Genomic DNA, 13,790 nt, shown 5'->3' with positions numbered 1-13,790 from the left:
ACCCCTTTTTTGTTTTTCTTAGTTTTTTAATGCTGCCAAGTCATTGTTTTCCAAAGCGACTTGCAAGTCTTTGCGGTAGCCAACTTTTTCTTCTTCTGACCATTCATAGAAGCGGCCCATTTCATCCAAAACAGGTTCGATAATCGCATCTAAGCTATCCCGCATGAAGAGCATGTGGTTGGTACGACGAAGGAGGAAATCAACTGGGCTGAGTGCCAATTCATTGCGCATTGCATAGTGAAGTGACAAGGTATCAGCCAAACTCAATCCAGGTGCCTGTTCCACGCTATGAGCAAGGGCGAAGACCTTAGGTGCATTGGAACCATATAGGTTAGCTAAGTAGTGAGCTTCCTTGCTGTCCAAGCCACGAGATACGCCAAGTTGAGCAAAAGCTTCAATTTCAGAATCCACGTTTGTTGGGTTAATTTCGCCACCAGATACTGGGTAGGTCTTAGAGTTGATTAACTTAAACTGACGGTCAAACTCTTCCTTAAGAATGTTCAAGACACGCTCCATAGCCCCTTCAGCCATTTTGCGGTAGTCTGTAATCTTCCCACCAGCAAGGGTCAAAAGACCATTGTCATCGCGGTCAAGGCTTGATCCACGTGAGACAGCAGATGGATCCAAGTGTTTTTCAGAAGTGCTACCTTCCAAGTGGCTGATTGCTGATTCAACATCTTCACGAGATTTTTCTTTAGAAAGATAGCCTTCAACTGTTGCAATCAAAGTATTAAAGCTTTCATCACTGATGGTTCCGTTGTTTCCACCATTGTAGTCAGAAGCACTATTTCCTGAGATCAAAGGACGGAGACCAGCCCAGCTACTTTCGATGTCATCGATGGTGATGTGAGCTTCTGGGAAGCGGTTATTTACGATACCTAACAAGTAGTCGACATCTTCTTGGGTCACTTTTGGATGCTCTAAGTCACCAGTGTAGTCTGTATCAGTCGTTCCAAAGTAGGTTTTGTTCTCCCGTGGCAAGACGAAGACCATCCGACCGTCTCCAAGACCAGTGTCGAAGTATACAGGTTGAGAAACCTTGATCTTGCTTGAGTCTACGACCAAGTGAACACCCTTGGTTGGACGCATTTGTGAATGTTGCTCTCCATTATTTGAGAGATTACGCACTTTATCGCTCCAAGGACCAGTTGTATTAATCACCAAACGAGCCTTGATTTCAAAGACCTCATCTGTCAAGAGATCACGCGCCACTACACCTGTGATCTTACCAGATTCATCAAAGAGGAATCCTTCTGCTTTTACGTGGTTGGCAATAAGTGCACCATCTTGGTTGGCACGTTTGATATTTTCAATCACCAAACGAGCATCATTGTTGCGGAAGTCTAGGTAAACCCCACCACCGACAAGACCTTCTTGTTTCAACTCAGGCTCCCGAGCCAACACTTCCTCCTTGGTCAAAACCTTGTTGGCAGCTGGTGTATTGCTGACACCTGCCAAGAGGTCATAGAGGTCCATAGCTACCTTGAGACGGAAGAGGCTGAAAGTTGCCCCATCTTCATCATAGACAGGTAAGAGCATTGGGTCTGGTTTTGGAATATGAGGAGCAATTTGTTGCACCACTGCACGTTCTGAAACCGTATCTGATACCACTTCTACGTCAAATTGTTTGAGGTAACGAAGTCCACCGTGGACTAATTTTGTAGAACGGCTGGAGGTTCCTTCCGCAAAGTCCTGCATTTCGATCAAACCTGTTTCAAGACCACTGGCTGCTGCCTGCAAGGCTACACCAGCACCCGTGATCCCACCCCCGATGATCAAAAGATCAAGGGTGCGTTCTTGCATTTTCTTAATCGATAATTCACGTGTTTTCTTTGAAAATTCCATAATTCTTCACTTTCTATCCTTCTGGAGGCTGGACTAGTCTTCTGTTTCTGCAAAGACTTGGGTTGCTTTAACAGCTTTCTTCCATCCCTTGTAGAGTTGTTCTTTACGAGATTCGTTCATAGAAGGCTCAAATAGTTCACCAGTTGCATTGAGTTCTTTCAATTCATCTAGGTCTTTCCAGTAGCCGACTGATAGACCTGCAAGGAAGGCTGCCCCCAAAGCTGTTGTTTCCAAGTTTTTAGCACGAGCGATATCAATACCAAGAATATCCGCTTGGAACTGCATCAAGAAGTTGTTCATAGCTGCTCCACCGTCCACTTTAAGGACTTGAATAGCCGTCTTAGCATCAACCTGCATAGTATCAATGATATCCCGTACTTGGTATGCAATGGATTGAAGAGTCGCCTTAATAAAGTCTTCTTTGGTTGTTCCACGAGTCAAGCCAAAGACAGAACCACGAGCATTTTGATTCCAGTATGGTGCTCCTAGACCTGTGAAGGCCGGTACCACATAAACTTCATCGTTGTTGTGAGAATCACGTGCATATTGTTCAGATTCAGGTGAGCTTTCCACCATGCGTAGACCATCACGAAGCCATTGAATGGCACTACCAGCGATAAAGATAGATCCTTCCAAAGCGTAGTAGACTTTACCATTGATTCCATATCCAATGGTAGTCAACAAGTTATTTTCAGATAACTGCATCTCTTCACCGGTATTCATGATGATGAAAGATCCAGTACCGTAAGTATTTTTAACCATACCAGGTTCAAAGGCCAACTGTCCAAAGAGGGCCGCTTGTTGGTCACCCGCCATACCAGAGATAGGCACTTCTCCTCCGTAGAAATGGAAAGGAGCTGTTTTCCCATAGATTTCAGAGTTGGAACGCACTTCTGGAAGCATAGCCTTCGGAATATTAAGGATTTCCAAAATCTCATCGTCCCATTTTAGGTCTTTGATATTATAGAGCATGGTACGAGCAGCGTTTGAATAGTCAGTTACGTGAGCCGCTCCATCTGTCAACTTCCAAACCAACCAAGTATCGATGGTTCCAAAGAGCAATTCTCCTTTTTCAGCCCGTTCTTGTGCTCCTTCTACATGATCCAAGATCCAGCGAATCTTAGTTGCTGAGAAGTAGGCATCAATGACCAAACCTGTTTTTTGGTGGAATTTTTCGACATAGCCTTGGCTCTTAAGTTGTTCAGCTAAAGGAGCTGTTTGGCGAGACTGCCAAACAATGGCATTGTAGATTGGAAGGCCAGTATTCTTATCCCAAACAACAGTTGTTTCCCGTTGATTGGTAATTCCGATAGCTTCAATTTGTCCTGGTTTGATGCCACTTTCGATAAAGGCACCAGCGATAACAGACTGAACAGAGTTCCAGATTTCATTTGGATTGTGTTCAACCCAACCAGCTTGAGGGAAAATTTGAGTGAACTCTTTTTGGCTAGAGCTTACTTTTTCTCCTTTTTTATTAAAAATGATGGCTCTAGAACTAGTTGTTCCTTGGTCAATGGCCATAATGTATTTTTCTTGTGACATGAACTGTCCTCCTGGGAAAAGAAATATTCTTTAGGAGATGTACTCCTTACATTGTCTAGTATACAAAATAAACCGCTTTCATGTTCATCAATTTTTTTTTAATTTTTAAAAAATATGAGGAGCGTCTCTTGAATCGCTTGAGACAGAAGAGATTTCCAAACTGCTGTTCTATTAAATTTTCAGACAAATCTAAGCATTTTCCAACAAAAAAAGAAGACCCAAGTCTTCTTTGTAATCTACTAAGAATTGGCATCCCCATAAATCATCTGACGAATATTGGCTAAATCTGTCAGATCCAAGTCATATTTCAAATAATAGACAGGAATTCGCTTGCTATGGCTAATAGGATTGTTGGTCACAATCAAATCATAATCCGTAGCTGGATCAAAGGCTTCAATGGTAATAAAACGATTGTACTCCAAGTAGCGCTTGAGGACCTCTGTCATCCGTGTATAGCCTAGATAGCCCACTGTTAAGTCCAGGCCAATCTTAATTTGACGCCCACTATTCTCCACGATATAATCCATTAATTGAAGCCACTCCCACCTAATTTTTTTATCCAGGGCAGTCGCTTGGGAAAAGAGAGGCAGTTTGCTAAAGATGGAATCTGCTACTTCTCTATAGTCATGGCTACTAAATCCATAGGGAGGATGCGTTTCAAGCTGGTATTTATGCTTGTCTTGTAGCAGATAGCCAGAAAATAGATAAACTTGGCCACAAATTTGACTCAATTCATAGGTCACCGGGCCCTCTATATACTCTCCTAAAAGCTTCTGTGTTTTCATCTCTTGAATGAGCTGCGTAGTCAAAGCCCCAATCTCCCCTCCAAATCCTAAGATATACTCCATGGTATGAAGGGGGAGGATCCGATGGGTGACTAGAAAAGCAAAGAGGATCAACATCTCTCCATCCTCATAGCTAAGAGCAATGTGTTTCCCTGAAAAGAGCTGGTCTACCCTATGAAACAAACGTTGATAAAATATATTGTCCGTATAGCCCTTCATCTTCTGTTCAATTTCTCGGAACTGACAGGCATTAACCTTGAGTCGTTGCTGGGTAATATGGGACCAGAGAACAAAATCCAAGCGTTGTCCTTGAGACAATTTTGCTCCACAGAGCTCTTCTAAGGTTGCAATTTCGGTTTGTCTTTCTTTCTTGTCCAGTTCTTGTTTCCAGTCTGCACTAGCCCAGACCTTTCGTAGCAAGCCAAAATAAAAATAGCGAATCTTATGTTCAGGCCCTTTCAAGCGCCCATTGTGGATGGAAAATTGAAACTCAGCTAATAATTTGTTTAAGCCCGAAATATGACGCCCTAATGTCGCTTCACTAATCAAGAGTTCCTGAGATAGTTGCTGAGCTTGAAACTGGCCATGATAAAGCAAATAGATCAATAGTTGGTACTTGATGGCATTGTCCAAAAAAGCCCGCCGAATGTCCCGCCCCTTGGTATCCGAATCCACAAGAAGGCGAAGGTTTTCATCTACTACCTCAATGGAAAGGGCCAGCTGATTTTCTTGGGCCTTGTCATTGATCAGTGCAAGATATTTGTTCAATGTTGCTTTGGAAAATTCCGTCTCAGCCATCACTTCTGACAGACTGCTTGGAGAATGCTTTTGCAGATGAGACAGGATTAAAAACTGCCCACCCTCACTTTTTTCCATTAAATCAGCTAAATGCATTTTCAGAAAAACCTTCCATGATATTAGTTTTAGCATAACACAAAACTTATGAAAGTCGAAATATAATGCTTACCAGCTCTATCTAAATATCACCAATCTCTAAATTATAAAACCTCCCACCGAAATCGGCTGAGAGGTAAAGCTCTACTCTATGATTTTCGTAAAGCCACTAGCCAAGAGGCTAGAAGGATTTCGAAAATAACTAGAAGGATAATCTGAGGAAGCGAGCTCTGAACCAGCATGAGAACAGCTAGACTATCGATCAGCATATGAGCGAGGATACAAGGGACAGCTCCTTTCGAGTACTCTTTGAGCGCTCCAAATAGGAAGGTATTCCCTAAGATCATCAGGTAAAAGATGAGATAGTTGGACGAACCTGCTGTAATCCAAGGGAGTTGACTTCACTCAACACCAGAGAAAAGACAGCCGCCACAATCATAGGAATTAAGTTCATTAGGATAAACAGTAGAGAGGCTCCTATACTAATCCCATCTGGGAAAAACCAAAGGATAACTTGCCCCACTATAAATGTAGCAAGGAGGGCAGTCAATGCATACCAGATAGCGACTGATTGTTTTGAAATAAATTTGCTCATTTTTCCTCCTTTACAGTTACATACTTCTTTCTTGCAATCATGATTGCTAAACTAATAATAAGAAATTTACTAACTATAGATAGCCATACCTCTTTATTCACTAGAATCTGAGACAAGGAATTGATACAGGCATGGGTCATGACACAGATCCATAAATTTTGCGTTTTATGATACAAGGCCGATAAGATAAAGCAGTTAATTAGCAGACCTACTAGAAACGGAAACAACTGAATGACAGCCAACGAACCATCGATATAAAAGTATAGTAGATGCCAACTAGACCAGGCTAAAAAGGTGATCAAAGTAGCTGAAAAATAAGGTATTTTTTCCTGCAAAGTTGGTTGAAAGAAATAACGCCAGCCAATTTCTTCAATCCCACCAAAAAGAAGAGCCTTTAAAAAGAGCACCAATAGCAAGACCAACGATTGAGTGGTGATCTTACCACCAAAGATAAAGGGGAAAAAGTCGAGTAGCAAGAAAACGAGCACCAAACAATAATTTGCTAAACTGTCTTTGACTTGAAAAAAATCTTTTAGAACTTGTTTGAAACTAGATTGATAGTAGCCAATACTGGCAAGACTACCCCACAAAGCTGATGACAAGCCACCTACAATAATAGCGATGATCCCAAATGATGATGTAAAATCAACCTTGACTCCTCCTGCTCTTAAAAACCACACCAGAAGGCTAACTCCTAATACTTGACCGAAGGTCCCTATCAAATACATGGATAGGGCTTGCTTTCTATTCATTCGTGATTCCTTTTCTATTCTTTCATATAGTTCATGACTCTATTAGATTTAGAGTATCCCCTAATCCGCATCAACCCACAGATGGTATTGTTCACAATGGAGACATCGAAAGAGATAGCCACACATTGAACCATCCTTGACTAAGTATTCAGCCACATCCTGAAATTCATTACGTGCCTCGTATTCTGCTAATACTTGCTCTGCAATGCCCATTTCTTCCAATTCACGAGTGCCAACTGTCCCCAGATAAGCACAGTAGTCTCGGCAACAGGATAGCCAATGTTCCCCCTGCCAACTACTATAGCCTGGAGTTTGACAAAATAGGACCTGGTCTTTTTCCTTATCCATGACTCCTTGCCAATCAGCATCTTGGATAAACTCTGCTTCAAACTTCTGGGCAGCACGACCTGTAGCAATACAAGTCGGACAGAGATGACTTAGCTCCTCTTCACAATAGGGTCTCAAAGCATAATAGATGGTGTGGTCTTCCCCACATGACGGACAGGTCTTGGTCTCCCCTTCCTTAAAGGCACCAGTCGCTAGTGGGTCCGGATGATAACGAAAGGTTGGCAAGTCACTGATTTTCTCTTTATGAGCCTCTTTTTCTTTTTCAGTCAAGGGACGAGGGAGAGCAAAGCGATCTCCATGACTGAGACTCATCTTTTCTAAGGTGAAAAGTTTCTTAACTTGTTTGCGATCAGACTTGTCTACTAGCCCTGAGAAGAGAGCAAAGGCACTGGCATACAAGCCCAACTCTTGGTAAACATCCACCAAGACCTGCTTGGCTTCTGGAGTTTCCAGTAAAGCTAGACGATCTGCAAATTCATAAAGAGCTAGCACGCTGGATGAATCCTTCTCTTGCGCTTGGAACTGCTTTTTAAGTCTGATATATTCTTTCATCGAATCGTTCATAGGACTACTCGCTTTCATTTTTAAAGGAAATAAATCGTAGATTCTATTTCTACAGATGATTGTATTCTAACCTGGATCATGTACTTTAAACCCATACCTGCCAGCATTTCGCTTGAGTTTCGCAACTAACACTTCATTGCGCTTGCTTTTCCCAAAAAAGAGGGGAATGGTCTTACCATTTCTGAGTTCGATATAGAAAGCATAGCGACTCCCGCCACCAGCGCGACCACGGAGTAGCAAGTAGGTAATTTGCTTAATCTCTTTCAGTGGGATCATTCGCCGACTGAAACACAAAGGCACATGAATGTAGAAGATGCCTCGGTTAATATGGAAGGGAGCAAAGAAGGGACCACCACTACGTCGGCTAGCCAACCAACGACGAACGAATAACGTAATGCTGAAGAAGCCAATAAAACCAACACTTAATAATACTGGTCCTGATCCTAAACTTGCCATTCCATTTCTCCCTCCATAAATTCTAAATACACAGTACAATTGTTGACTCGGCCTTAATCAGTATGCTTTTTAGTCTTGGTTAATAAGATGATGACAGCCACTAAGAGAAAAATTCCAAATCCGAAAGCAACTAGTTCTAATTCTTTTAATCCTTCAATGTAGGGTAGGACATACATACTTGCTTCTACTAATAAAAAACCGATAAGAATAAGGGTAAAAGTAACATAGGTGAGTTTTTTATTCATCTTTATCCTTTCCTTAGCTGGAATTCCATCAAACTTAACTAGCTGGAAATTCTATTTGGTTTCAACCCATTTTTCATTATCCATGATAAAGGGCTTAGCTAGACCTTCACCGGTGTAATCTTGGTATTTGGTCTCCAAGTATTTGTAGACATCTTCTTTAGTCGCAAACTTGATGGCTTGATATGGTTCTTCAAAAGTAAGTTTTTCGACAAAGAGATAGCCTTCCTTGGCAGGTACCAAAACGCCCACGTGACCAACAAAAAGGGTATTACCGTCAAGGTTATCATGAACGATGACAGAAAGCATGCGCGCATTTTCATTAAACTTGAAATTGGCAAAATACTCTTCCATCTTCTTGGCATGGACCTTGACATCCGTTGTAGCTTCTGTCGGAACCCGTGAATAGAGAATGTTAAAGCCTTCCTTTTCTGCCTCATCAAAGACTTTCCCTTTGTCAATTGCATCATTATCCACGAACAAGAGTTCACTATCCGCTTTCATCTTTGGAATCTCGATACGATTCTTTAGCAAGGTATAACTATTGATCCGGCAGTTGGTCCCGACGAAATCGCCCTTCTGCTTGGTCCACAAGTCACTGATCTTCTCCACATCGTATTCCGTCTTTTTGAAGGTACTGAAGTCACCCGTCAAGCCGACCGAGCCAACAATGCTATCGTAGTCGGTTACCAGACCCATAAATTTATCTACACTGTCCTGATCCAAATAAGCAGATAAGAGAGCCCGCACTTCTTCGACACTTTCCTTACTATTGAGGTTGCTGTAAGTTCCCTTGTAGTGCTCCTTGTCTGAATGGGACTGCTGCACTGTGGAGCTTGCCTGTTTTTCCTTGGATTGCTTTTGGTTGCTACCACAAGCTGCTAAAGCAAAGATCCCCAAGGCACAGCTGGTAAGGAGCATGAATTTTTTAAATGGTTTCATAAAATGGTTCCTTTTCTATATACTAAGATGTTTTGTAACATTGAATCGTGTTTTGTACCATGATTCATTACTTTTTCCTATCGAATCTCCTTATCCTATATTATAGTTTAAAACTGACTTAGCTCCAACTATTTTTCACGAAATGAGCAAAGTTTATCAGTAGCAAAAAAGAGCTGACAGACTATCCAGCTCTTCAATGAATAATGAATCTTATTTAATCTTATGTTTGTTCATCTTTTCTTCAAAGACTTCCGTCATAATGACACGCAATTCTTCCCGTTCTTTTTCAGGAAGGTCTCCTTGGCGCTTGGCAACGGCATAGAGTCCAGGATAGCGCATAGCCACACGTTCGATCGTCTTTGTTGTCGCATGCCCTCTGACAAAGAATGGAATGCGCTTGATCCATTCTTGCGGTACAAGAGCAAGCAACTTCTTCGCCGCTTCCTTATCAGAAATCTCGGCAGTGCTCAAACCTTGGTTGATTTGTTCCTGTTCTTTTTCTGTAAAATCTTTTAATTCCATTCAAAACCCTCATTATCTATTTGTATCTAATAGTACATTATACACCTAAGAAATCAAAAGTACAGTTTTAACCTTTCCTTAGCTGAAAAGAAAAATTAATAGCACAACAGTATTATCCGCATAAAAAAGCCTCAAGAATTATATTCTTGAGACCTTCTTGTTAAATCAAATGTGCTAATACACTATAGTTAGTTATATATTAGTTATTTGAAATTTTACGTTTCAACAACACTGCTCCTGAAAGAACAATTGCTCCTGAAAGGATTAATCCAGTTGCTGCAACTTCACCTGTACTTGGAAGAAGGACTTTGCGTCCGCCACCGTTACCATCACCGTTACCGCCAGGGTTTCCTGGTGCTGGAGTTGTTTTCTCTGGAGTTGTTGTGGTTCCACCATCACCATTACCTGAACCATGGTTATCTGGTTTTTCCGGAGTTGTTGTAGTTGTTGTAGTTGTTGTAGTTGTATCTTCACTTACTGTAGTAGTTGTTGTGGTTGTAGGTTCCTCGGTTGTTGTGGTGGTTGTAGTTGTAGGTTCCTCGGTTGTTGTGGTAGTTGTTGTGGTTGTTTCACCACCACCTTCACCATGGTTATCTGGATTTTCCGGAGTTGGTGTGGTGGTTGTTGTTGTTGTAGGTTCCTCAGTTGTTGTAGTTGTGGTTGTTGTAGGTTCCTCTGTTGTTGTAGTTGTGGTTGTTGTAGGTTCCTCAGTTGTTGTAGTTGTTGTGGTTGTAGGTTCCTCAGTTGTTGTAGTTGTTGTAGTTGTAGGTTCCTCAGTTGTTGTAGTCGTGGTTGTTGTAGTTGTTGTCGTAGTTGTAGTTACATAAGTATTTGTGAACTTACGTGGAGAATCTGCTTCTTGAACAGTTGCAACAAGCTTACCTTCACCATTATCTACTACTGAAACATGGACAGTGTAGCTTTCTTCTGAATAAGTAACACCTTCTTCAGAACCAGCTTTCTCTGTAATCACATATTCGTGCTCACCTGGTTCAGTGTATGAAAGTTTGAAAGCTACTTCATTTGTCGCTACTTCAACGCCTTCAACTTCTTTACCGTTTGATGAGGTTGCAATAACGTTTCCGCCTTCGCTCAATTCAAACTCAAATTGTTCTTTAGCAAGTTCTTTACCAACTAATTCTTTAGTTGCTTTGATGACTGCTTCAGCCGGTGTTGCTTTATATTTGTTTGTAAACTTACGAGTTGAATCTTCTTCTTTAACAGTAGCAACTAGTTTACCTTCACCATTATCTACTACTGAGACATGGATTGTGTGACTTTCTTTAGAGTATTCAACTCCTGCTACTGATCCAGCTTTTTCTGTCAACACATATTCGTGCTCACCTGGTTCAGTGTATGAAAGTTTGAAGGCTACTTCATTTGTCGCTACTTCAACACCTTCAACTTCTTTACCGTTTGATGATGTTGCAATAACATTTCCGCCTTCGCTCAATTCGAATTCGAATTGTTCTTTAGTAAGTTCTTTACCAACCAATTCTTTAGTTGCTTTGATAACTGCTTCTGTTGGTGATACTTTATATTTGTTTGTAAACTTACGAGTTGAATCTGCTTCTTTAACAGTTGCAACTAGTTTGCCTTCGCCGTTATCTGCTACTGAGACATGGATTGTGTGGCTTTCAGTTGAGTATTCAACTCCTGCTACTGATCCAGCTTTTTCTGTCAACACATATTCGTGTTCACCTGGTTCAGTGTATGAAAGTTTGAAGGCTACTTCATTTGTCGCTACTTCAACACCTTCAACTTCTTTACCGTTTGATGATGTTGCGATGACATTTCCGCCTTCGCTCAATTCAAACTCAAATTGTTCTTTAGTAAGTTCTTTACCAACTAATTCTTTAGTTGCTTTGATCACAGCTTCTGCTGGAGTTGCTTTATATGTGTTTGTAAACTTACGAGCTTCATCTGCTTCTGTAACAGTAGCAACTAGTTTACCTTCACCGTTATCTACAACTTTAACATGAACTGTATAGCTTTCTTTAGAGTATGTAACTCCTTCTGCTGTACCAGCTTTTTCTGTAATTGTATATTCGTGGTCTCCAGCTTCAGTGTAGAGAACTGAGAAGACTACTTCATTTGTTGCTGCTTCAACACCATTGACTGTCTTACCATTTGAAGACGTTGCAATGACGTTACCACCTTCGCTCAATTCAAACTCAAATTGTTCGTTAGCAAGTTCTTTACCAACCAATTCTTTAGTTGCTTTGAATGTAGCACGAGCTGGTGATGGCTCATATGTGTTTGTTAAAGTAGGTGTCTGAGTTGTAACCTCAGCTTTAAGTGTTCCACCTTCAGCTTTAACAACGACTGTTACTTCGTATGAGTTTTCATCAAATGTGATACCAGGAACTTTTGTTTCAGTATTTTCTTTGATGACATAGTTGTAGGTACCAGGACCTTTAGCTTTCAAACCTTCAAATGTGATGCTTCCATCTGCTTTGTTTGTTGTTGAAGCAATTGGAGTAGTCAAGTTATTTGCATTGTACAAATCAAACTTGAACTCACCATCTTTTAAGGCTACTGGACGATTTCCAGCAATTACTTTCTTAGCAGTGATTGAGAAATCTGCTGCGATTGGTTCGTCTTGAAGGTTGATCTTAGAACCTTCAGCTCCAAGAGTTACCTTGTATTCTTTTTCATCAAGAGTATAACCAGCAGGAGCTGTCTTTTCTTTGATGATGAATGTCTTACCGACATATTTTTGATCAAACTCATCAGAGATTGCTACACCTTTTTCATTTGTAGTCAATTCTGTAGTGATAGTTCCATCTTCTGACTTCACTGTATAAACAGCGCCTGCAACTGGAACCAATGTGAAGGCATTTGTCTTGTTAATCTTAATCTTGAAGGCTGTAGAAGCTTCGATTTGTCCTTTTACAAGAGATACACGTTCAGCTTTAAAATCTAAGTTTGTACGATTACTACGTTGAGTAAGTGCAGTTCCATCTGCTTTAGTCAACTGGATAACGTTTTGAACTTTTCTACCGTCACCTGGTGTTGTGGTGTGGTATTCTACCCAATACGATTTAGATCCATCTGCAAAGATAAGGTTGAACTGAGTATAGTTCTCATTCCAAGCTACAGTATAGTCAGTACCTTCCACCATCTTCTTAGCATCAGACGGAACTTGAGAAGTACCATCGTTCAATGTTGCAGAAGAATAAACTACCAATGACTCTGGAATATACTGAATAGGAGCAAACTCAGATGTATTTGGAAGGAAGTCATTCAAAACTAAGTTCTTACCATAGTCTTGTCTTCCTGTGTTAACACGAATTCTCCATGGAGAGTATACATCTCCTTTACCTACTGAACCGATAGCTGCTAACTTATCTGAAGTCCATTCTTTACTTACAACATCGTTACCAACCTTAGCATAGTTTTCGAAACCTTCTTGTTTGCTATCAACTGTCTTAGATGTAAAGGTATGTGTGATGGTCTTCCCAACACCTTTATTTTCAAAGGTGAGCGGTGTTGCTGTTTGGTCACTCTTAAATAGGAAAGTAATTGCATAATTTCCTTTTACACCCTTGACGATGTCTCCACCAGTTTTGGCTTGGAACTCATCTAGGTTTTTCAAAGTAACACGAGCCTTACCGCCTTGGTTATCACCATTAGCAGTCACAACTACTGTACCGATATTTACTTTTGTTTCCTTATCGTACAATTCAGTTGTTCCGTTATAGACGGTTACTGGAGTTGGAATATCAACATCAAAGTAATCGCCATTAGCCAATTTACCATCATATTTTTTCAGGTCAAATTGAACGAAGAACTGATTTGAACGATTAGTAATAATCTGATAAGTACCGTCACTATTCGGTTCCAATTTTGAATCCGACATATTGAGGACACTGATGTCAGTTACTACACCTGTCAATTCCTTCCCATCTGCAAAAGCAACATTATTTGATGAAAACAATGTTCCCAAGATGGTCAGAATCGAGACAAAAAATATTAAAAACGGCTTAATCTTAAACTTTTTCACCATTAAATATTTCCTTCTTCCTACACTTTTTTAATAATCATATTTAAAAAACCAACACCGTTTCTTAAATACGTTGAATTATTTAAAATAATTCAAAGATATAGTACTACTTTTAACAATTAAAGTCAATATTTTAAACTAAATTATACCAAATATTTATGCTATTTTAATTTCCCTTAAAATTTTAAATTTTAGCAAAAAAATTAGAGGGATTTTTCACCAAAAAAATCCCTCTTGTATAACTATATGTTTTAAATCGAATCAAGAAAACTGTCCTAGAAATGTTTATCTCCTAAA

General features: G+C 40.4%; 10 protein-coding genes and 1 pseudogene. All 11 read right to left on the bottom strand.

Going from position 1 to position 13,790, the window contains the following annotated elements; all coding sequences use genetic code 11:
- Positions 1 to 18 precede the first annotated feature (18 nt).
- The 11 genes and pseudogenes from glpO to L0M85_RS04835 all read right to left on the bottom strand — a co-directional run bounded on the left by glpO (position 19) and on the right by L0M85_RS04835 (position 13,496).
- Positions 19 to 1,845, bottom strand: a complete 1,827-nt coding sequence (gene glpO / locus L0M85_RS04885) for a type 1 glycerol-3-phosphate oxidase (RefSeq protein WP_238656588.1) — start codon at positions 1,843 to 1,845, stop codon at positions 19 to 21.
- 33 nt (positions 1,846 to 1,878) lie between these two features.
- Entirely contained in the window at positions 1,879 to 3,387 is a 1,509-nt protein-coding gene (gene glpK, locus L0M85_RS04880) for a glycerol kinase GlpK (protein WP_125329349.1), read from the bottom strand.
- Between the two features lie 239 nt (positions 3,388 to 3,626).
- Entirely contained in the window at positions 3,627 to 5,066 is a 1,440-nt protein-coding gene (locus L0M85_RS04875) for a helix-turn-helix domain-containing protein (RefSeq protein WP_129821997.1), read from the bottom strand.
- A gap of 149 nt (positions 5,067 to 5,215) precedes the next feature.
- Positions 5,216 to 5,661 (bottom strand): annotated as a pseudogene (locus tag L0M85_RS04870) (hypothetical protein).
- Complete coding sequence (locus L0M85_RS04865; protein WP_236128194.1) at positions 5,658 to 6,413, bottom strand: CPBP family intramembrane glutamic endopeptidase; 756 nt, start codon at positions 6,411 to 6,413, stop codon at positions 5,658 to 5,660. The pseudogene L0M85_RS04870 and the gene L0M85_RS04865 overlap by 4 nt, the downstream one beginning before the upstream one ends.
- Before the next feature lie 60 nt (positions 6,414 to 6,473).
- Positions 6,474 to 7,325, bottom strand: a complete 852-nt coding sequence (locus L0M85_RS04860) for a CbrC family protein (protein WP_236128195.1) — start codon at positions 7,323 to 7,325, stop codon at positions 6,474 to 6,476.
- 66 nt (positions 7,326 to 7,391) lie between these two features.
- On the bottom strand, positions 7,392 to 7,781 hold the full coding sequence (locus tag L0M85_RS04855) for a hypothetical protein (protein WP_195549913.1): 390 nt from the start codon (positions 7,779 to 7,781) through the stop codon (positions 7,392 to 7,394).
- A 53-nt stretch (positions 7,782 to 7,834) separates the two neighbouring features.
- Complete coding sequence (locus L0M85_RS04850) at positions 7,835 to 8,026, bottom strand: hypothetical protein (RefSeq protein WP_195549914.1); 192 nt, start codon at positions 8,024 to 8,026, stop codon at positions 7,835 to 7,837.
- Between the two features lie 51 nt (positions 8,027 to 8,077).
- A complete protein-coding gene (locus L0M85_RS04845) occupies positions 8,078 to 8,965 on the bottom strand; it encodes a DUF4300 family protein (protein WP_195549915.1) in 888 nt (295 codons plus the stop codon).
- Between the two features lie 210 nt (positions 8,966 to 9,175).
- Positions 9,176 to 9,487: a hypothetical protein gene (locus L0M85_RS04840; protein ID WP_195549916.1), complete on the bottom strand. Its 312-nt coding sequence runs from the start codon at positions 9,485 to 9,487 to the stop codon at positions 9,176 to 9,178.
- A 199-nt stretch (positions 9,488 to 9,686) separates the two neighbouring features.
- Positions 9,687 to 13,496, bottom strand: a complete 3,810-nt coding sequence (locus L0M85_RS04835; RefSeq protein ID WP_238656587.1) for an FctA domain-containing protein — start codon at positions 13,494 to 13,496, stop codon at positions 9,687 to 9,689.
- Positions 13,497 to 13,790: the final 294 nt, after the last annotated feature.

Source organism: Streptococcus sp. DFI.7.26 (assembly GCF_022240605.1).
GTDB lineage: Bacteria > Bacillota > Bacilli > Lactobacillales > Streptococcaceae > Streptococcus > Streptococcus xiaochunlingii.
The sequence above is the reverse complement of the archived record's forward strand: the minus strand, read 5'-3'. Positions and strand labels throughout refer to the sequence as shown.

Coding starts and splice junctions, on each gene's coding strand:
- glpO (WP_238656588.1), bottom strand. CDS start 1,845: ATGGAATTTTCAAAGAAAACACGTGAATTATCGATTAAGAAAATGCAA.
- glpK (WP_125329349.1), bottom strand. CDS start 3,387: ATGTCACAAGAAAAATACATTATGGCCATTGACCAAGGAACAACTAGT.
- L0M85_RS04855 (WP_195549913.1), bottom strand. CDS start 7,781: ATGGCAAGTTTAGGATCAGGACCAGTATTATTAAGTGTTGGTTTTATT.
- L0M85_RS04845 (WP_195549915.1), bottom strand. CDS start 8,965: ATGAAACCATTTAAAAAATTCATGCTCCTTACCAGCTGTGCCTTGGGG.
- L0M85_RS04850 (WP_195549914.1), bottom strand. CDS start 8,026: ATGAATAAAAAACTCACCTATGTTACTTTTACCCTTATTCTTATCGGT.
- L0M85_RS04865 (WP_236128194.1), bottom strand. CDS start 6,413: ATGAATAGAAAGCAAGCCCTATCCATGTATTTGATAGGGACCTTCGGT.
- L0M85_RS04860 (WP_236128195.1), bottom strand. CDS start 7,325: ATGAACGATTCGATGAAAGAATATATCAGACTTAAAAAGCAGTTCCAA.
- L0M85_RS04835 (WP_238656587.1), bottom strand. CDS start 13,496: ATGGTGAAAAAGTTTAAGATTAAGCCGTTTTTAATATTTTTTGTCTCG.
- L0M85_RS04840 (WP_195549916.1), bottom strand. CDS start 9,487: ATGGAATTAAAAGATTTTACAGAAAAAGAACAGGAACAAATCAACCAA.
- L0M85_RS04875 (WP_129821997.1), bottom strand. CDS start 5,066: ATGCATTTAGCTGATTTAATGGAAAAAAGTGAGGGTGGGCAGTTTTTA.